The 18,097-nt window shown below is 61.1% G+C and carries 19 protein-coding genes; 8 read left to right on the plus strand and 11 right to left on the minus strand.

Annotation, left to right across the window (positions count from 1 at the left end; translation table 11 throughout):
- From JJE47_00065 to JJE47_00075, 3 genes are all read left to right on the plus strand, one after another.
- Positions 1–229, plus strand: a 229-nt coding sequence (locus JJE47_00065) for a hypothetical protein (GenBank protein ID MBK5265803.1), incomplete at its 5' end; no start/stop codon positions are given.
- Between the two features lie 11 nt (positions 230–240).
- Positions 241–1,059, plus strand: coding sequence for a mechanosensitive ion channel family protein (locus tag JJE47_00070; GenBank protein ID MBK5265804.1), 819 nt, complete (start codon positions 241–243; stop codon positions 1,057–1,059).
- 261 nt (positions 1,060–1,320) lie between these two features.
- Positions 1,321–2,169, plus strand: a complete 849-nt coding sequence (locus JJE47_00075) for a hypothetical protein (GenBank protein ID MBK5265805.1) — start codon at positions 1,321–1,323, stop codon at positions 2,167–2,169.
- On the opposite strand, the gene JJE47_00080 is transcribed toward JJE47_00075, so the two are convergent.
- From JJE47_00080 to JJE47_00125, 10 genes are all read right to left on the minus strand, one after another.
- On the minus strand, positions 2,166–3,083 hold the full coding sequence (locus tag JJE47_00080) for a hypothetical protein (GenBank protein MBK5265806.1): 918 nt from the start codon (positions 3,081–3,083) through the stop codon (positions 2,166–2,168). The genes JJE47_00075 and JJE47_00080 overlap by 4 nt on opposite strands.
- Positions 3,083–4,168, minus strand: a complete 1,086-nt coding sequence (locus JJE47_00085; GenBank protein MBK5265807.1) for an alcohol dehydrogenase catalytic domain-containing protein — start codon at positions 4,166–4,168, stop codon at positions 3,083–3,085. Before JJE47_00085 ends, JJE47_00080 begins: the two co-directional genes overlap by 1 nt.
- 64 nt (positions 4,169–4,232) lie before the next feature.
- Positions 4,233–5,423, minus strand: a complete 1,191-nt coding sequence (locus JJE47_00090) for a pyridoxal phosphate-dependent aminotransferase (protein MBK5265808.1) — start codon at positions 5,421–5,423, stop codon at positions 4,233–4,235.
- 65 nt (positions 5,424–5,488) lie between these two features.
- Positions 5,489–6,154, minus strand: coding sequence for a hypothetical protein (locus tag JJE47_00095; protein MBK5265809.1), 666 nt, complete (start codon positions 6,152–6,154; stop codon positions 5,489–5,491).
- On the minus strand, positions 6,151–6,420 hold the full coding sequence (locus JJE47_00100) for an OsmC family protein (GenBank protein ID MBK5265810.1): 270 nt from the start codon (positions 6,418–6,420) through the stop codon (positions 6,151–6,153). Before JJE47_00100 ends, JJE47_00095 begins: the two co-directional genes overlap by 4 nt.
- On the minus strand, positions 6,421–6,621 hold the full coding sequence (locus JJE47_00105; GenBank protein ID MBK5265811.1) for a hypothetical protein: 201 nt from the start codon (positions 6,619–6,621) through the stop codon (positions 6,421–6,423).
- A gap of 80 nt (positions 6,622–6,701) precedes the next feature.
- A complete protein-coding gene (locus tag JJE47_00110; protein MBK5265812.1) occupies positions 6,702–7,088 on the minus strand; it encodes a YtxH domain-containing protein in 387 nt (128 codons plus the stop codon).
- A 93-nt stretch (positions 7,089–7,181) separates the two neighbouring features.
- Entirely contained in the window at positions 7,182–8,042 is an 861-nt protein-coding gene (locus JJE47_00115) for a thermonuclease family protein (GenBank protein MBK5265813.1), read from the minus strand.
- Entirely contained in the window at positions 8,039–9,388 is a 1,350-nt protein-coding gene (locus JJE47_00120) for an FAD-dependent oxidoreductase (GenBank protein MBK5265814.1), read from the minus strand. Before JJE47_00120 ends, JJE47_00115 begins: the two co-directional genes overlap by 4 nt.
- Positions 9,385–9,870, minus strand: a complete 486-nt coding sequence (locus JJE47_00125; GenBank protein ID MBK5265815.1) for a DUF1049 domain-containing protein — start codon at positions 9,868–9,870, stop codon at positions 9,385–9,387. Before JJE47_00125 ends, JJE47_00120 begins: the two co-directional genes overlap by 4 nt.
- 54 nt (positions 9,871–9,924) lie before the next feature.
- Here JJE47_00125 and JJE47_00130 point away from each other — a divergent pair, with 54 nt between their 5' ends.
- The 4 genes from JJE47_00130 to JJE47_00145 all read left to right on the plus strand — a co-directional run bounded on the left by JJE47_00130 (position 9,925) and on the right by JJE47_00145 (position 14,220).
- Positions 9,925–11,055, plus strand: coding sequence for a hypothetical protein (locus JJE47_00130; protein ID MBK5265816.1), 1,131 nt, complete (start codon positions 9,925–9,927; stop codon positions 11,053–11,055).
- 111 nt (positions 11,056–11,166) lie between these two features.
- Positions 11,167–11,733, plus strand: coding sequence for a helix-turn-helix transcriptional regulator (locus tag JJE47_00135; GenBank protein ID MBK5265817.1), 567 nt, complete (start codon positions 11,167–11,169; stop codon positions 11,731–11,733).
- Positions 11,696–12,400 (plus strand): ABC transporter ATP-binding protein, encoded by a 705-nt coding sequence (locus JJE47_00140; GenBank protein MBK5265818.1) that lies wholly within the window; start codon positions 11,696–11,698, stop codon positions 12,398–12,400. Before JJE47_00135 ends, JJE47_00140 begins: the two co-directional genes overlap by 38 nt.
- Positions 12,397–14,220, plus strand: coding sequence for a hypothetical protein (locus tag JJE47_00145; protein ID MBK5265819.1), 1,824 nt, complete (start codon positions 12,397–12,399; stop codon positions 14,218–14,220). The genes JJE47_00140 and JJE47_00145 overlap by 4 nt, the downstream gene beginning before the upstream one ends.
- A gap of 14 nt (positions 14,221–14,234) precedes the next feature.
- On the opposite strand, the gene JJE47_00150 is transcribed toward JJE47_00145, so the two are convergent.
- On the minus strand, positions 14,235–15,581 hold the full coding sequence (locus JJE47_00150) for an MFS transporter (protein ID MBK5265820.1): 1,347 nt from the start codon (positions 15,579–15,581) through the stop codon (positions 14,235–14,237).
- Positions 15,582–15,690: 109 nt separating this feature from the next.
- Here JJE47_00150 and JJE47_00155 point away from each other — a divergent pair, with 109 nt between their 5' ends.
- Positions 15,691–18,033, plus strand: coding sequence for a TPM domain-containing protein (locus JJE47_00155; protein ID MBK5265821.1), 2,343 nt, complete (start codon positions 15,691–15,693; stop codon positions 18,031–18,033).
- The last annotated feature ends 64 nt before the right edge of the window (positions 18,034–18,097 follow it).

Raw genomic sequence — 18,097 nt, forward strand, 5'->3', positions numbered from 1 at the left:
CGGGTTGGTGGTTGGTCTCGGTTTGAGTCGGCTGCTCGATGCCTCCGGGCGGACGCTCGGCAGAGCTCGAATCGTCGAGTTCCGCCAGCAGATGGTCACTGATCTGGATTCGCAGCTTGAGCGCGTGCTTGGGCAACCACTGCGTGCTGCGGTGCGAGAACGAGCCGAGCTGGGAGCCGTACTCGCTCAAATCTCCGTCGAGGCCGAGCGTGCCCAACAATCTGCCTAGGATCGTTCGACATGAGTGATCTGTGGTCGAACTTCAGCCCCCAAGTAGCCCAGACCCTGGGCGTGCTCGGAGCGGTTCTGGTGTCTGGGTGGCTGGTGGCTCGACTCGCTCGTCGGACGGCCGAAAGGCCAACCCCCGATGATCCTGAGCGACAGCAGCGTGTGACGACACTGTGGGCCGCCGGTCGCCGAGTCTCGTTCATAGCGCTTGGCGTGATTGCGGTGCTCATGTTGCTCAGTGTCTGGTACGTCCCGATAACCCCCCTTCTGGCCGTTGGGTCAGCGGTCGGGTTGGCGGTTGGATTTGGTGCTCAAGACGCCGTGAAGGATGTCATTGCCGGGTTTATGATCCTCGCCGAAGGTCAATTCGATATTGGTGATACCGTTGCGGTGGCCGGGGTAACGGGAGCCGTCACGGATATTCGCCTGCGAGTAACGGTTCTCCGAGATGTGAATGGCGCCGTGCATTTTGTGCCCAATGGACAGATCAATGTGGCGTCTAACTTCACAAAGGAGTTTTCGAAAGCCGTGGTTGATGTCGGCGTCGCCTATGGCTCGGACCTCGCCAAGGTTAAAGCTGTACTTGAGGATGAGGTTCGGGCCATCGAAGCTGAATATTCGGACTTGTTTACCGAACCAGGAGAAGTGCAAGGAGTCAACGAGTTGGCGGACTCGTCAATCGTCGTGCGTGCCGTCCTCGTAACCAGGGCTGACGCCCGTTGGCAGGTGAAGCGTATCGCGCTTGAGCGAATCGTCACCCGCTTTGGTGCCGAAGGAATCGAGGTCGCTTTCCCGACGATCAAAGTGGTGGGATTGGGGGATCCTGGTTGATCATTCCTACAGGTTCTGGAAGATTCCTCCCAGATACCGGCAATCAGGTACGTCAGTACTATCACGTAAGTATTGTTCGAGGTGCATACTTTGGGCAGAGTTCTGCGGGTAGGAGGTCGCGTCTCGAGACTTTCCCTGGCATCGATTCTGCTGAAAACCTCCTACGTCCCGCAACAAGGGCTCCGGTTACCCCCCTTACCGGAGCCTTTGTTTATGGGGCGTCGAAAAGGACACCGGACGCCACATGTTGAGGAGGACTTGTTGACGATCTGGATGTCGTGGCCGGTGTGGCGCCGCCTGACCGGTATAGCCGTCGACCAGGTGTCTGGCTCGACCAGTGTGGCGATGCAAACTGCCTCAGCACTGCGATCTCTCGGGGAAGCTGCCGGGAGCGCCCACATCGACGACCCGTGCCTTCCGGTCCGAGAAGGCATCGATGTGGTCTTCAGGGCTCAACCGACGGCGGCGGCCATTGCGAACCTGCGCAACCTCGTCTACGACGCTCCCGATCTTCAGCTGCTTCTCAAAACGCTTGACGCCGAGGTTGAGCGACTCGGCCAGGTTCCGCTGCGGCTTGCCGAGCAGGGATCGGCCCTCATCAGTGACGGCGATAGTGTCCTGGTGCATTCTTCTTCTTCGTCGGTCAGAGCCGTTCTGGACCTGGCGAGACGTTCAACCTCGTTTTCTGTGACGTGCACGGTCGAAGAAGGTTCCGGCGAAGGACGCCAGATGGCCGCCGAGCTGGCCTCAGCCGGATACTCGATCGAGATGTTGTCCGTGGGCCAGGCGGCGGCCTATGTTGCCGGGGTTGATTTGATTCTGGTTGGCGCCGACGCGATCGGACCAGGTCGGATGATCAACAAAGAAGGCACGTCTCGCATCACCGCGGCAGGGCTGGATGCGGATGTCCCTCGCTACGTGATCGCGGCGACCGACAAGATCCTTGCCGAGGAACTTTTTGCCACAGCCGCCGGTCGGGCCGAAGCAATGGATATGGAACTCGTTCCACTGTCGTGGTTCACGGCGGTCATCAGCGAGGCTGGTCCCTTGACGCCTGGCGGCGTCTCGCGTTTGGCCACCGAGCGACGGGTTTCTCCAAAACTCCGCTAGGCGAGGATGAGTACGCCGTCAGGGACGGATTCGATTTCGATTCGGCTGGCCAGCCCAAGTACGTCCCCATCAGCCTGGACGTAGGCGGGAGGGTCGGCTTCAACAAGAACCGAATCTTTGTTGAGAGCCTGAAATCCTCCCCGCACTCCATCCCACGAGGATCCGCGTAGCGCCGCCCAGGCGATCGATGGCACTCGACGAATCGGCAGTTGATCAAGGCCGGCCACGTGAAAGCCATGGGTGGGTGCCTCCTTGGCGAGACTGAGGGGTACCCGACCGAAGTAGGTATACGGCCAATGGACTTCGATCATAGTAACCACGGCGTCGTGGCTCCCGTCGTCGAGCGTGACTCGCAACGTCGCAAGGCGATGGCGAAACTGTGACCAGAGTACATTGGCCGATGTCTTGGCGTAGTGGAACCCACCCATAAACAGCTTCTTATTGGGGGTCTGTTCGGCCCGATGCACCACCTCGGCATCGAAGCCGACTCCGGCGGCAAACGTTGCATAGACGGGATCACCATCGTCGAGCGTGATTCTGGCGAGATTGATAGGCCTTGAAATCGGGTGTGAGACGATCTGGGCCGTGGCTTTGATGGGATCCGGATCGATGCCCATGATTGCCGCCAACACGTTCGTTGTTCCGACCGGGATGATGCCCAGCGCGGTCCCGCTTCCGGCGATCCCGTTTACGACCTTGTTGACCACCCCATCGCCACCCATGGCCACCACGACATCGACATTTTCGGTGGCAGCCCTTGTGGCGACCTCAATGACGGCCTCGGCGGTCTCGGGCCATTGCGCATCGACCTCAAATTCGGCGCGAAGGCGGGCCAGAACCTCCCGGTGTGTGCCGCCGGTGAACTGCGATGCCGCCGGGTTGGCTATCAAAACCAGGCGTCGCCTCGCGAGCATCAGGAGACGGCCAGAGCAACCGAGATCAGGTCTTCGCGGCCAAAATGACCGGCAGAAGCCTGGATGGCCTTGTCGGCTTCTTCGAGTGGAAACTCGTGAGAGACCATGTGGTCGAGCCGACTGTCTTGCGCTAGCTGCCGGGTGGCCCAGTGGTAGCCGGCTGACGAGGCGCCGAACGCACCTCGAACGCTGAGTTCCTTGACGACGATGATATCCGAGAACAGCTGGTTGACCGGTGCGGTGCCTTTGGTTGATGCCAGAACGAGGCGGCCGCCGACCCGGACCAGGTCAAGACCGAGCAGGATTGCTTCGGTATCGTTTGAGGTCACGTCGATGACGATATCGGGGCGGGAACCAAGGCTGTCGGCCACCGCGCTGGCAGGATCGTCGACATCGGAGAACACGATCATGTCGGCGCCAAGTTCTTTGGCGAGGCGAAGTCGGTCGGCGTCATGGGAGAGTCCAGTGATGCCCACCCATCCAGCGCCGGCGGCTTTGGCAGCCACGAGGGCAGACAGACCACGCGGGCCGGGCCCCATGATGAGAACATTCTCGCCGGCTCTAAGGTCGGGAACCTCCACCGCCCAGGTGAATCCCGCCGCAAGGGGGTGGGCGAAGGCCGACACCACTGCCGGTACATCATCGGAAACGACATGCAAACGCGAACCGGGGTCGAGGTACATGAGCTCGGCAAACCCACCCCATAGGGCCGGGCTTTCGGTAGATGGCAGCTGTCCATAGGCGTTGACTGGTCTGCGGAGGTTGCAGGACGATACGTTGTTCATGCAGCGACGGCAGGCTCCGCATCTGATGGAGCTCTCCACGACTACCCGGGTGCCAACTGGAATGCCAAAGTCCGTCATAGCTTCGGCTATGCGGCCGACTACCTCGTGGCCCGGGATTAGTGGGTACTTCACGAATCGGCTGGTGCCTTCCCAGGCCTGTACGTCGACGCCGGAAAGCCCTGTTGCCTCGACGGCCAGCCACCCGCCAACTTCCATCTCCCCGACGGGGAGTCGGGTAGGCGTAAACCGGCGCGGCTCGACCAGGATCATGGCCCGTGCACTGTTCCCTGCTACCGACACTATTGCGACCTCGCCTTGCGCACGCGGATTGTAGTGGCGGTCGCGTTCGCCGAAACCGACCAGGTCAAGCGAGGAGCTGGGCGATCCGCTCTATGCCTTCGATGAGGTCCTCGTCGCTGAGGGCGTATGACATCCGGGCGTAGCCCGGTGCCCCGAAGGCCTCGCCGGGTACGATCGCCACCTGAGCGAACTCCAGGATGTCCGCGGCCAGATCCAGCGTCGTGGTAGGCGTATGGCCGTTGATAGAACGCCCGAGAATGCCCTCGAAATTCGGAAAGGCGTAGAAGGCGCCTTCCGGCTCGATGCACTCGACGCCATCAATCGCGTTGAGCATGGAAACCATCGTTTGGCGGCGCCGATCAAAAGCGGCTCGCATGGTGGCCACTGCGTCGAGCGGGCCACTTACTGCCGCCAACGCTGCCCGCTGGGCGATGTTGTCAACGTTGCTTGTTGTGTGCGACTGCATGTTTGACGCAGCCTGGATGATGTCGGGTGGGCCGGCCATCCAGCCGACTCGCCACCCGGTCATCGAATACGTTTTGGCGACGCCGTTCACGATGACACATCGATCCCTGATCTCGGGCACCAGCGTCGGCATTGACGCGAAGACGGCATCGCCATAGACGAGGTGTTCGTAGATCTCGTCTGTCAGGACCCACAAGCCTTTTTCGGCTGCCCAGGCACCCAGAGCAGAGATCTCGCCTCTGGTGTATACCGCCCCGGTCGGATTCGACGGAGACACGAACAACAGGATCTTTGTCGCAGGAGTGAGATGTTTTTCGAGCATCTCGACGGTCGCTTTGAAGCCCGTTGATGCGTCGGTCATCACATTCACAGGGACCCCGCCTGCCATCCTGATCGCCTCGGGGTAGGTGACCCAGTAGGGCGTGGGGAGGAGCACTTCGTCGCCCGGATCGAGCAGGGTTGCGAAAGCCTCGAACACGGCCATCTTTCCGCCATCGGTAACGAGGAACTGGGAAGCTTCGAGGTCGAGTCCCGAGTCTCGTTTGGTCTTGTCGGCGAGGGCCTGACGTAATTCGGGCAATCCTGAGGAAGCAGTATATTTGTGGTTTTTCGGGTCGCGGCAGGCGGCCACGGCGGCCTCGACGATGTAATCAGGAGTCGGGAAGTCCGGTTCTCCGGCGCCGAAGCCAATGACCGGGATGCCGGCAGCCTTCATCGCCTTGGCTGTGGCGGTGATTGAAACCGTAGCCGACGGTTCAATTGAAGCAATGCGTTCCGATACCCGGCCCATGTTTTCCTCTCAAGGTGAGCTGTCTCGCGACACATTAGTGGCGCCTCAGAAGGGCTCGGTCAGCCCTACCCGGCAGGTTGGATGACGAGGTCGATGATGTGGGCTGCCGGGCGGAACACCTGCCGGCTCAGTGGAGACAGTTCGGAAACAGGGTGTGCCACCGGCAGGATGGCCCGTCCGGCGGTCAGGGCGGCTCGCGCCGCACGGGCGCAGGCTGCCGTCGTCCACAGCCGTTGATTGTGGCGGGCGGCGACCGGGAGTAATACACAGTCTGCGGTCTCGGCCGGTACCAGCGATACGGGCGCCGCATACTCGAGAAGCCCCCTTCGAAACGCCCGGCTACTGGTCCGCAACTCCGGGCTGGCAGCTTCGGTCACCGCCTGCAACACAGCGAGAGTTCCGGATCCCAGCGACAAGACTCCCAGGCTCGGGAAGCGGGCCGCCTCATAGGCCAGGTCCATCGACCAGCGCGGATCTTCAAGCCGCCCGATTATTGCTAGCAGGGCCACCCCACTTCGACCCGGATTTAGATCCATGGCAGCTTCGGTAACTGCCAGGAGGAGGGCCTGGTCGGACCGCCGCTTCCGCAAGGCTTGCGCGGCGGTAACGCCAACCTCCGCCCAGGAGGTTTCGGTAAGTTCGAGTAATGCCTTGGCAGCCTTAGTGGCTGCGGCGACTGGATCTGCCCATTCGTCGCGGGCTATGTCGTTGAGGGTCTCACCGGGGTTCAAGGGGCTAATTGCAGTTCGGTCGTGATCTCGATGGAGTCGCGAATCGAGCGTGCCACCGGACAGAAATCGGCATGGAATCCATGGACTCTTTCTGCGGTGTCGCGTTGGTCGCCTTCTACGCCTTTGAGCGTGTAGGTGACATGGATGCGTTTGATTACCAGGACCTTGCCCTCTTTCTCGACCTCGCCAGTCGTCTCAGAGATCAGGTCCCCGTGTGATGCGTTGATGCCGCGCGCCTCCAGCGCGCCCCCGAAGGTTCCCGTCAGTCAACCGCCGGCGGCGGCGATAACGTAGTCAATCGTGGTGGCGTCGGGCGGGTATTCCTCAGGGTCGACACCGTAATGCTCGGCGATGGCTCCGTGCACTCCGAAGGTGATTGGCTTTTCTAGGGCCGGCATCCATACCTTGCGAATCGGGCCTCGAACCCGTTCGATTCTGACCTTCGAGGTGTACGCAACGTCGCTCATGCGGTTGACGTTAGCGGCCCGTCAATACCAGAGGGGGACGTACTGGCCGCCCCCCGCTGATGATTTCAACCGGTTACTGGCTACTCGTCTTCGCTTTTGACCTCGTCCACGGCATCGCTCGCGACATCGGTTGCGTCGTCCACTGCGTCGCCGGCGGCATCCGCCACATCACTGGCCGTGTCGCTGGCGGCATCGGTGGCGGCTGCGGCGCCACCCTTGACCTTTTCGACCACGTCGCCGGCCGAGTCCTTGGCCTTCTCGACCAGATCGCCCGCGACATCTTTGGCCTTGCCGAGGGCTCCTTCAGCTTTGTCCATAGCGCCTTCGACCATGTCGCCTACGCCTTCACCCAAATGCTCGGCCATGTCTTTGGCTTTCTCCACGGCGTCGCCGGCACTCTCGGCCGCCTCGGCTGCAACATTTTTGGCTTTTCCGAACATATTCTTGATCGTATCCATGAATGCCATGGGTGGTTCGTCCCTTCATTGTTGGTAGTACGGCGTATGTATAACAGCTCACCACTACTTGATGTCCGGTATACGACCGCCGCCCGGCGAGAATCAATATCTGTACTGATCGACAATCGAGCCGTTGCCATCCAGAACGAAGCCGGTATCGGCTTCGTTATCCCACACCGGAGTGTCGTTACACCAATACAACTCAAGTGACTGATCCGGCCCGCAGCCCGTATAGAGAACCAATGACTCTTCCGGGGCTAAGAGAACGCCGGAACCGAACGTGTAGCGATGCACGGATGATTCGTCTCTTATGGTCCACCCGGACAGGTCGATGACGGTTGGGTGATTGGATTCGATGGTGACCCACTCACCGTTCAGATTCTCGTTGTCCCGTCCGATGGCGTCGGCGTTGATCCCGGTGATGGCCACCTCAAAGTGCTCGGTTGACCCGCAGGCCGTCGAAGACCACATGCCGGTTTCTTCTTCCTGGGCAATCTGTTCTGCCCCGTCAAGTACCGCCTGTAACGTCGTGTTTGGCTCGTAGCCTCTCGCCAGGGCGGCGCCCTGCCGGACCAGTTCGGCATTCACGAAGACGTCACCCGACCACACGTACCCCAGGATGCGCCCGTACTGGTCGAATTCCTCGACGTCGGTACCAACCAAAACGGGTTGGCCCCCGATCAAGTCGTCGAGTAGTGCGCGAGCTTCCTGACCGAAGCATTCGCCTTGTTCAGGTGAGTTGATACCAATCAGGCGCACCCGTTCCTCCTGGCCGTCAATCTCGACTCTGAAGGAATCACCATCTTGCACGTACAGCACGGTCGCGGTTCTGGCCTCGGCCGATGCCGTGGGACTCTCGAACGTGATGGGTTGAGAACTCTCCGAGGTAGCCGGTGGTCGGGCCTGGAGGGATGCGCACGCGCCGGCGAGGGTCGCGGTGAGGAGGAATCCCGCCGCTCTCACATGGCGCTTTCGTAGGCGCGGCGGGCGGCGATCAGAACCGGATCCCAGGTCCCCGAGAAGGGCGGTGCATAGGAGAGGTCCATCATCGAGAAGGCCAGGCCATCCATTTCATTCCAGATCCCGGTCGCGAGCGTGTCGATACGCTTGCCGGCCGACCGGCCGCCGACGATCTGTGCTCCAAGCAGCCGACCGGTGCGGCGCTCAGCAGTGACCTTGAGGGTCATGTCGGTTGATTCGGGCCAGTATCCGGCCATGGTGGTGGATTCGGTGATGGCGGTCACCGCTTCAATGCCAGCACTCTCGGCCTCAGACTGGCTCAATCCAGTACGGGCGATTTCGATGTCGAGAACTTTCGTGATCGCCGTTCCGAGGATTCCAGGAAACGTGGCTTCGTCCCCGCCAATGTTGATGCCGGCGACCCGTCCTTGTTTGTTGGCGACCGTTCCCAGGTGCACGTTGGCGGGTCGGCCGGTGATTCGATGGAGGGCTTCGGCACAGTCGCCCGCTGACCAGATACCTTCGACGGACGTCCGTTGTCGATTGTCCACCGCCACGGCTCCGGTCGGGCCGATCCGAATGCCTGCCTCGGCTGCGAGTTCGGACACCGGTCTCGTTGCAAGCGCCAGGATGACGATGTCGGCCTCCAGGAGGCCCCCGTCGAGTTGAATTCCTCGGACGTGACCTTGCTCGTCTGCCAGACAGTTGACCCGGTGGTCGGGTCGGACGGCTATGCCTCGTTCCCGCATGCCTGCGGTCACGATCGCTCCCAGATCTTGATCGATTGATCGGTTCATCACGACCGCCCCCGACGTGACCAACGTGGTGGTGATACCGCGCACGTGAAACGCTTCGGCCATTTCCAAGCCGATGTAACCGCCCCCCACCACGACTGCGTTTTTGGCATGAGCGGCGGCGGCCTTGATCGCCTCTGCGTCGTCGAGGGTCTTGAGATGAAACACGCCGGTCAGGTCGATGCCTTCGATCGGTGGTCGAACGGGTCGGGCACCGGTGGCATACACGAGCTGGTCGAAGGGGACTACCCGGGATTCTCGACCATTCAGGACGGTGATCGTCCGGCTATCCGTGTCGATTTCAGTGACAGTGTTTCCAAGGTGGACGCTGATGTCTTGTTGGCTGAACTGGGCGGGGGTGCGGGCAATGAGCTGCTCTATGTTGGGGACGTCGCCAGAGATGTAATACGGTTCGCCGCAGGCCGAATAGCTAACCCGCTGCGTCATTTCGAACACATCGATGATCAGATCGTCCGAGGTACGACGACGCCTGGCCTGGGACGCGGCTGACATGCCGGCGGCGTCACCGCCGATCACCACGAGGCGTTCGGTCACGAGTTCTTTTTGCCGAACCTGCGTCGTTCAACTGGAGGGTTGAGCTGAGCTTTGAGTTCTTTGAGTTCTGCCAGTTGTTGCTTCACCTTGCGGCGTCGGATCCGGATCACATAACCGACGATTTCGTCGATGATCACCGCAACCAGCGTGGTTCCGAGAAGGATGCCGGCCAGCGGAGCGCTAACCCTCCATTGCAGAAACTTGAATTCGACGGTTCCGGTGTTTTGGACGACCAGGATGATGACGACCGCCAAAAGAATGGCGCCGAACAGCATCGACCATCGAAAGCCCGAACCCTTGTAGATCGTGGTTGGGGTAGCCGGGGTGGCAGGGGCCTGCTCGTCAGCAGGAGATGTTTCCATTTCTACGGTTTCGTCGATCGAGGTTGGAAGCGTCTCTCCATCCGTGATGTCGATACCTTCGGTCGGTTCGAGGCCGAGTTCGTCGGGCCCGTCAGCGTCGGGTGTGGGTTCGTCGTTCATGACAGCATCGTAGCGACCATTGCCCGACGTGCCAGCAGATCTACACTGTGCCGGATGTGGGGATCACGCATAGTGATGGGTTTGGTGCTGGTTATCGGCACCGTGGCTTGTGGGGGAGAGGTCGCCCTCGAACGTACCGCGCCGACCCTCCCGCCCCTGCAGCTCCCTGCGGTGACGCCGACCGTGCCCGGGGCTGTTGGTTCACCCTCCACCACGTTGGCGGCGGCTCCGGCAGTTGACCTGCCCGAAGTGCTCGACATCTCCGCTTTTGATCTATTCGGGCGCCTCGACGTCGATCGGTACGAGGTGGCGTTTCGAATCGCCGGCGACGGTATCCATCAAGAGGCTGTCTATACCTATCAACGTGAACCGGAAGCCGGACGTATCTTGGGCATGGCCGACGGCGACGAGATCGAAGTGGTCCTCATCGATGGTTCGGTATGGGCCAGATTCGGCCCGACTCCCGGAGGAGCGTTGGTGGAGGCCAGTGCCACATTCGCTGAGTTGGCCAACGACTTTTTTAAGCCAGGAGCCATTGCGGCTCAAAACCTTGAGCCCTTCGACTTCCGGCTCGGTGACTTTCTGCTTGTCGGTCCTGGAGAGTTCGACGGTCGGGCGGGTTTCGAGTATGCCGCCGCCGCTCCCCGCGTCTTCTCATGGTGGGTGAACGGTGAGGGACTCATAATCGGAGGAAGTGGACGGCTGGGCGACGCTCCGGACGGGCGGGAGCTGTTTTTCTCGTACAACTGGGGGGGGGACATCGGGCCGATCGACCACCCTCAGAACACGGTAACTCAAGATGAGTATTTTGCGTTCCTGAATGGGGTAGACCCGTCGGATCCGTCGCAGCTGCAAAGCGACCTGCAGGAGGTCCAGGCATCCCTGCAACAAGTTCGCGCCAGCGACGGTGCCTTCGGAACCGATGAACTAGATGGCATGGAGCAGCTCGGCTTGATCGATGGGTGGCAAGCCGGCTTGACGAACCTAACTCCTGGTGTGATCGGGATTGAGCTCGACGGAGATTCGGTGTTGCTGGTTGGGGTGATGGCCGACGGTCGTCATTACTGCATTGGCATGGTCGGCGAGGCGGTCTCGTTCGGTGGTGGCTACCTACTCGATGAGGTGAACTCCTTGGCTGGATGTGCCGACCCGGCGGGGTTTCCCACCCTCGACCCGCCCGGCTGAATGCTTCGCGGTGACTGACCCCAGCTGCAACGCACCAGAACCCCGTCCTGTGGCCGCGTCATGGGAATTTATATACTTGATATATATACCGGGTATATGTAGGCTGGTGGTGTGAGTGTAAAGGACGGACTGTTAGCCCTTCTCAGAACCGGGCCCAAGCATGGGTACCAGTTGAAGGTCGAGTTCGATGAAGCGGCCGGCGACACGTGGCATCTGAACTTTGGTCAGGTCTACACGACCCTTCAGCGCCTTCAGCGAGACGGTTTGGTCCTTGAGATCGAGACCGATATCGAGGGACGCACGACATACGGTCTCACGGAATCTGGGTCAGTTGCTGCCGGGCAGTGGTTCACCACTCCAGTTGAAAGGACCGTCGACAACCGCGACGAAGTTTCGTTGAAACTGCTCATCGCCATGAAAGATCCCGGGGTGGAAATCGGCGAAGTGCTCAGGGTGCAGCGCGTCAACACGATGAAGGCGCTCCAGGATTTCAACGCGTTGCGGGCGGCGCGTCCTGAAGAAGATGTGCGGTGGACCATGCACCTCGATCGGCTGGTCTTTCTGGCCGAAGCCGAGCTGCGTTGGATAGAACGCACCGAAGAACGTCTACGGGTACTAGCTGAACAGAGGGGAGTGGCAGATGCGGTTGCAACTGCGGAACGTCAGCCGAGTCTTTGAAACGAAAAGTGGTTCGGTCGATGCCGTTCACGACGTGTCTCTAATCGTCGATCCGGGCGAGATGGTTGCCATCACCGGCCGTTCCGGGTGCGGCAAGACGACGCTACTTAACCTGATGGGTGGCATAGATCGGCCAACGTCGGGCTCGATCCTGGTCGGTGGGCGGACCCTCGGCGAACTATCGGTTCGGGATCTGGCCAGGATGCGCCGGACGTCGATCGGGTATGTCTTTCAGGACTTCAACCTGATTCCGACGCTGACGGCGGCCGAGAACGTCGCCATGCCGCTTGAGCTGGGTGGGATGAGGCCCAGACCGGCCGCCGAGCAGGCGCGAGAAGCTCTCGCCGGGGTGATCGAGCGTGATGTCGCTGACGCGTTTCCTGATGAGTTGTCGGGTGGGCAGCAGCAACGGGTGGCGATTGCCAGGGCATTGGTCGGCGAGCGATCTGTTCTGCTGGCGGACGAACCCACCGGGGCGCTGGACGAGTTGACCGCCGAGGTAATCATGCGACTGCTTTTCGAGCGCGCTCAGCGCGGCGCGGCCGTCGTTGTGGTTACCCACGATCCGGGCCAGGCGGCCTGGGCTGACCGGGTGGTCCGTATGTCGGATGGGGTCATTGTCGAGGCCACCGAACGCTCCGCAACCCCGACAGAGTTGCCGGTATGACCAGGTTGATTCCAGGCCCGATCTGGAAGATGGCGAGGCGAGATATCACGCGGAATCAGCGGCGGTGGTTTGCGTCCGCGGGTCTGATTGGCCTGGCGGTTGCCGCAGGCGTATACGCCACGTCCTCGACGATTCTGGCCAATGATCGAAGCGCCTATCTGGGCTATAGATACCTTAATGCTCGGACACTTGTATCAGCGTCGCTGTATGGCGAACCGACCAATGACGGGGTGGTGTCCGTAGACGATTTCGAAGGTGACATCAGCCAGATTGTCGATCGCTATGGAGCGCCTTCGATGCGAGTCGTCGAAAGGTATGGAGCGGACGACTTCGTTACATTTGTTGATTTTGCGAACCCGTTGGCAGAGGGACATTCGCCGTTGAGCCGGGGGCGACTGCCCGGCTTTGGCGAAGTGATGGTGCCGGGCTGGGGGCCGTATTCCATCGGTGATACCGTCGACGTACCCGGGTTGGGGGACCGTGAAGTGGTCGGGGTTTACCGGGACGGTTTGTGGCGCGGCGTCATTAGTCCGGAACCGGCACCTGATCTTCGCAAAGATGTTCTCTTGGCCGAGGTGCGCCTGATGTACGCACGGGAGCTTGATGGTCAGTCAGCTCCAACGGGTCCCGATTCGGTTCCTTCGGGCTGGTCGGTCGAGCTTGCTCCCATCGACCGAGATAACCCGGTTGCGTTTTCTCCATACGCAGGGATCCGGGGAGCGGGAGTCACCGGCCTTGCAGCAGCGTTCGTGGCACTGATGGTGAGTGCGGTATTTGTGGTGAGGCTGCGATCCCAACTGCGCGAGGTCGGTCTAATGGCGGCGGCCGGCGGTGGGGAGCCGCGGCATATGCTCCTGTTATACCTGGTTATGGGCGGGTTGGTTGGCGGGGTGGGGGCAGTTTGCGGGGGGATCCTCGGTATCGGATTGTTCCAGGTCTCCATGGGCTTGGGGATTTATCCCTTGAGCTACTTCGGCGTTTCGAATCCTGATCAGTCGTGGTTCCGCCTTGAATACCTCGCACCCATGTTGACCGGAATCGTGGCGGCGATAGCCGCGTCGGCCATCGCCGCCTGGCAGGCATCGAGGCTTTCGGCGCTCGATGCTCTCAATAGCTTCATTCCGGCGCGCAAACCGTGGAGGTTCAGCGGTGCAGCAGGAATATCGTTCCTATTGGTTGGGTTCATTTTCGCCTCCACGGCTTGGAATGCGACCGGCCGCTTTGGCCTTGCCCTTGGTGCAGTGGCGGCGATTGGGATCCTGGTCGGCATCGGCAGCCTGGCGGTGGCCGGGATCTCGGCTCTTGAACGTGCGATCCCCAACCTTCCCCTTTGGCTCCGGATGGCGGTCAGAGACGCCAACCGCCATCGCGTCCGGTCCGGATTGGCGGCCGTGACGATCTCGTTGGTTCTGGTGACGGCTGGCCTAGAGTTCACGTATTACATCGAGTGGCTGCCCGCATTCCTGATTGGCCCACGGCTGCTTCTATGGCTGTTGGGCCCGGTAGCGCTGGTCGGGATCGTCGGGTTGTTCGTGTACCTTGCCATGTCAGAAGTCCAACAAACCGTCGCCCTGGTTGCTGCCGTAGGGGCGGTTCCTCGGAGCAGGAAGCTTTATGCGGGAGCCACCGCGCTCGTACTGATCGTGACGGCTGCCATTCCCGGAATACCTGCCTTCGGCCTGCTGGCCTTGTTCAGCGAAAATCCGGTGGCGAAATCGCTGGTGGCAGTTGCCGGACTCGGTGTGGTAACTCTGGTGGTCCCGGTTCTCGTGGGTCTGGCCTCAAGCGCTCGAACGAGGCGACGGGTGGCGCGGGTATAGCTGCACCTTGGCGATCAGGCGTCGACGTCGGCGCCTTCGAAGTGCCAGCGTTCCTTGCTGGCCCTGGCTTCATCGACGTCAACCCTCGTGAGCAGGAACCCGCCGATGATGAAGAACGCCGCGACGGAGATGATGCCGTTGCGGCCGCTGCCGGTTTGGGCGGTGACGATGCCGAACAGGAGCGGTCCCCAGATGGCCGAGAATTTCGAGAAGACCGAGAAGAACCCGTAGAACTCGGCGGCGGCCTCTTCGGGAATCATGGTTCCATACAAACTGCGTGACAGGGCCTGAACGCCGCCGAGCACAAAACCGACTACCGCGGCAAGCAGGTAAAACGGCAGTGCTTCACCTTCCGGCAGGAAGAAGGCGCTGACTGCCAGGCCTACCCAGACGACCAGGTTAAGGAGAATCGCCCGCTTCGGATTGATTTTTCCTGAGATCCAGCCGAATGCGTACGCCCCCCCGAAGGCAATGAATTGCACGATGAGGAACGCAATGATGACTTCCTGCAGTTCCAGGTTGAGGGTGTCCTCGGCATAGGCGCCGGAAATGTTGATGACGGTTTGGGTGCCGTCGTTGTAGAACATGAACGCCAGGATGAACAGCAGGAGCTGAGGGAATTGGCGCAAACGCGCCCCGGTTTTGAGGGTGCGAGCCAAGCCGATCCGGGCGTAGGCCACGACGTCGGGCTGGCCGTCATATTCGGCAGGGATGGGCTGAGAGACTCCGTCTTTGGGGAATCGCCTGAGGGCATAGAGCGTGAACAGGACCCACCAGACGCCCGCCCCGGCGATGCCAATCCGGGTAGCCGCTTCGACCCCAAGGCCGATGACGTCCTGATCTGCTAGGACGATGAGCGCAAACGCCAGCAGAACGTACAGGCCCCCTCCTATGTACCCCAGGGCATACCCTTTCGATGACACCCGGTCGATGGTTTCGTCGGTGGCGATGATCGGGAGATAGCCGTCGTAGAACACGTTGGCGGCGACGAACCCGACCTGGGAGACGATAAACACGAGCAGGAACAGTGGAACCGCGCCGGCCGGGACGAAAAAGATGCCAAACGTGAACGCGGCGCCAAGGAACGCAAAGAACTGCAGGAAGGCTTTCTTGGCCGAGGAAAAGTCGGCCATGGCCCCCAGGATCGGCATGATCAGGAACAATACGAAGGCGCCGCCCGCCACGAGGAACGACCAGATCGCACCGCCCGACATCCCCCAATAGCCGTCTTCTGGCACGATGGATCCCGTGAAGAATGGGGCCACGATGGCACCTGAAGTCGTCGCATAGGCCGAGTTGGCCCAGTCGTACATGGCCCATCCGAAAATGGTTTTCTTGTCGTTCTTGGCGATCTCGCTCAATCCGACTCCTCTTCGGCGGACAGCGTAGGGGTTCATCTGCCGCCGGTCCCGGAGATTCGGGCTTTTCCTTTCTCCGAATTAGCCGGCCCGCCTAAGTAGGCTCTGCGATATGACCATGGCCAAACGCATTTTCGCAATCGTTTTCCTCCTGGCTGCAGCAGTTCCAATGGCGGCCGTGGTCGGAGCTCAAACGGTCGACTGTCCAGCGGTCGCCGGGATCGTATGCGACGGTTGGATGACCGACACCGCAGGGGTCATCCGTGACGACGCCAACCTTGAGCGGCTCATCGACGGGATCGTCAACCAGTACGGACACCAAATAGCGGTCGTCATCGTCCAGTCGGCTGACGACCCGAACGGACTAGCCCAGGAGATTGGCAATACCTGGGGGGTCGGCAAGGCCGGCCTTGACGATGGCATTGTCGTGCTCGTTGCTCTCGACGAGCGGACGACTGCGATTGAAACCGGTCCCGGTATCAGCCTGTCTGATCCAGACTTCCTTGCCGGACTCGGGAACAGCTCATTCGCGTCCGGAGATTTTGATGGCGGTATTTCGGCCATCATCGCCGGCCTGGTTGCCACATTCAACGACAGTGGTGCCTTTCCTGACACGAGCGGACCGTCGACGGATCAGCCGGACGTTTTCGTGCCTCAGGATCAGTTCACGCCAACGCCCAGCCTGCCGAATCCGACTTCGGGCCGTAGCGGATTGAGTCCGATCCTGGGACTCGTTCTGATCGCGGGTGGGTTCTTCGTGACGAGCGAATTCCGTAAGAAGAACCTGTTGGTTTCTTCGGCGCGCAAACGAACCCAGGAAGCCGATGTCGACCTCATTCTTGAGGGGCTGACTCCCGGTGGCCATGAATTGGCGCTGCGCGACGAACTCTTCGAGCCGCGTCCGGTTGAGGCTCCCCGAGCCGAAACCCTTCCGGTGGTGATGGCTCTCGAAGCCGTCATGGACGGTGAGCCTCAGGACGTCGGAGCTCTGACCGCCGCCTGGTCGGCCGGGTTGCTGGAGGTGCTCCGGGAGGAACGGGTCAACGCAGAGCGGGAAATGCCTCTTGAACTGGCGATCACCGGTGAGCAACAGTTGCTTGAGGAAGCCGTTCAGGCGGCTGCTACCGAGGCCATTGTGACCACCCATGACGATCAGTTCTCGTTGAAGTCGGAGGAACTGAAGAGTCTGGTTGCTTCGTTGCGACCGTATCGGGTTGCCCAGGAACGGACCCGGACTGCGCGCCGGCTCATCCATCGGGCGGTGGCTACTCCCATCGGGCCGGTCATCGTGAATGATCTGGGAGAACGTCTGGTTCAGGCGGCGCCGGTTCTGGTACCGGGGGCCTCGATTCTCGATTCGGTCAATGAGGTCGATTCGGCCTACGTGACGGCTGCCGACAAGACGAACCGACTCCGACTGATTCGTGACCGCCTGGCCGACAATGAGGCTCGGCCGGCTGTCACGGCCGCCCTAGTCGACCTTGAGGACGATCCGGAAGAAGCGCTCAGCAGGTATGAGACGTTGCTCGCCAAACTCGAGGCATCAGCGCTCAAACAAGATGGGCTGTCGGTGCCCGCCGTGGCGGCTTTCATTCTCATGAATAACGACTCAGTAGACGATTTCCTGGCCGCTTATGCCGAAGCCAAACGACTCGGGAACGATCCGGAGATGAGTGTTGAATTCGCCATGGCCGGTCTACGCTCGGAGTCCGAGATTGCCGAGGTGCGGGCCCAGGCCGACTCGCTCGGCTTGCCGGTGGCCATTGCCGCCGCCTTGCTCGACCGGGGAGATCGGGCCGTTGAGGCATACCACCAGCTTTCAGACGGGTTGGTATCGCAGGGACTCGACAGTGACACTCGCAAGACGGTGGCCGCGTTATTGGCGATTTCGCTTGAGTCGAGCGTGGCATTACGCAAGTGGACCGAAGCCCGTGAGGCGCTTGCCAAGCTGGGCTTGTCAGGGTCCTATGCAGACGTAGCGGCCGCCTTCGGGGCTTCCGATCCTCGTGGCCCTCGAGAATTTGCCGTGGCATACGCGGCGCAGCGGCAGGCGCTGGCCCGCGGTGGCATCGAAGACGTCGATCGCTACGCCCCCGAACTGGCTCATGGAGGCACCCGACGCGGTCGTGATAGCTGGACGGGCGAAGTCATCCCGAGCTCGCTGCGTACGTTCGATCCGTTTACGTTGCTCTATTACCGCTGGATCATTACCGGTGGAACCGGGCACGGCCACGGCTGGGAACCCATCTATCAGGATCAGTCGTGGTCGAGGGACACCAACTCCTGGTTCGGTGGCTTTGGCGGGGGCGGCGGCTTCGGCGGCGGTGGTAGTTCGTCGGGATCGTCGTCCTGGGGTTCGTCGTGGGGTGGTTCATCTGGCGGCTTTGGTGGGTTTAGTGGTGGTGGCGGTTTCGGTGGCGGCGGAGGTGGCGGCGGCGGGTCAAGCGGTTGGTAGCGCCGACCACCCGGTAGCGTTGAATCGTGCGGTATATATTGCTAACCCTTGCGGTGGTGTTGTC

The sequence above is a fragment of the Acidimicrobiia bacterium genome, assembly GCA_016650365.1.
Classification (GTDB): Bacteria; Actinomycetota; Acidimicrobiia; order Spongiisociales; family JAENVV01; genus JAENVV01.

Coding starts and splice junctions, on each gene's coding strand:
- JJE47_00110 (MBK5265812.1), bottom strand. CDS start 7,088: ATGGCATTCATGGATACGATCAAGAATATGTTCGGAAAAGCCAAAAAT.
- JJE47_00155 (MBK5265821.1), top strand. CDS start 15,691: ATGACCATGGCCAAACGCATTTTCGCAATCGTTTTCCTCCTGGCTGCA.
- JJE47_00080 (MBK5265806.1), bottom strand. CDS start 3,083: ATGCTCGCGAGGCGACGCCTGGTTTTGATAGCCAACCCGGCGGCATCG.
- JJE47_00125 (MBK5265815.1), bottom strand. CDS start 9,870: ATGAACGACGAACCCACACCCGACGCTGACGGGCCCGACGAACTCGGC.
- JJE47_00145 (MBK5265819.1), top strand. CDS start 12,397: ATGACCAGGTTGATTCCAGGCCCGATCTGGAAGATGGCGAGGCGAGAT.
- JJE47_00105 (MBK5265811.1), bottom strand. CDS start 6,621: ATGAGCGACGTTGCGTACACCTCGAAGGTCAGAATCGAACGGGTTCGA.
- JJE47_00090 (MBK5265808.1), bottom strand. CDS start 5,423: ATGGGCCGGGTATCGGAACGCATTGCTTCAATTGAACCGTCGGCTACG.
- JJE47_00070 (MBK5265804.1), top strand. CDS start 241: ATGAGTGATCTGTGGTCGAACTTCAGCCCCCAAGTAGCCCAGACCCTG.
- JJE47_00140 (MBK5265818.1), top strand. CDS start 11,696: ATGCGGTTGCAACTGCGGAACGTCAGCCGAGTCTTTGAAACGAAAAGT.
- JJE47_00130 (MBK5265816.1), top strand. CDS start 9,925: ATGTGGGGATCACGCATAGTGATGGGTTTGGTGCTGGTTATCGGCACC.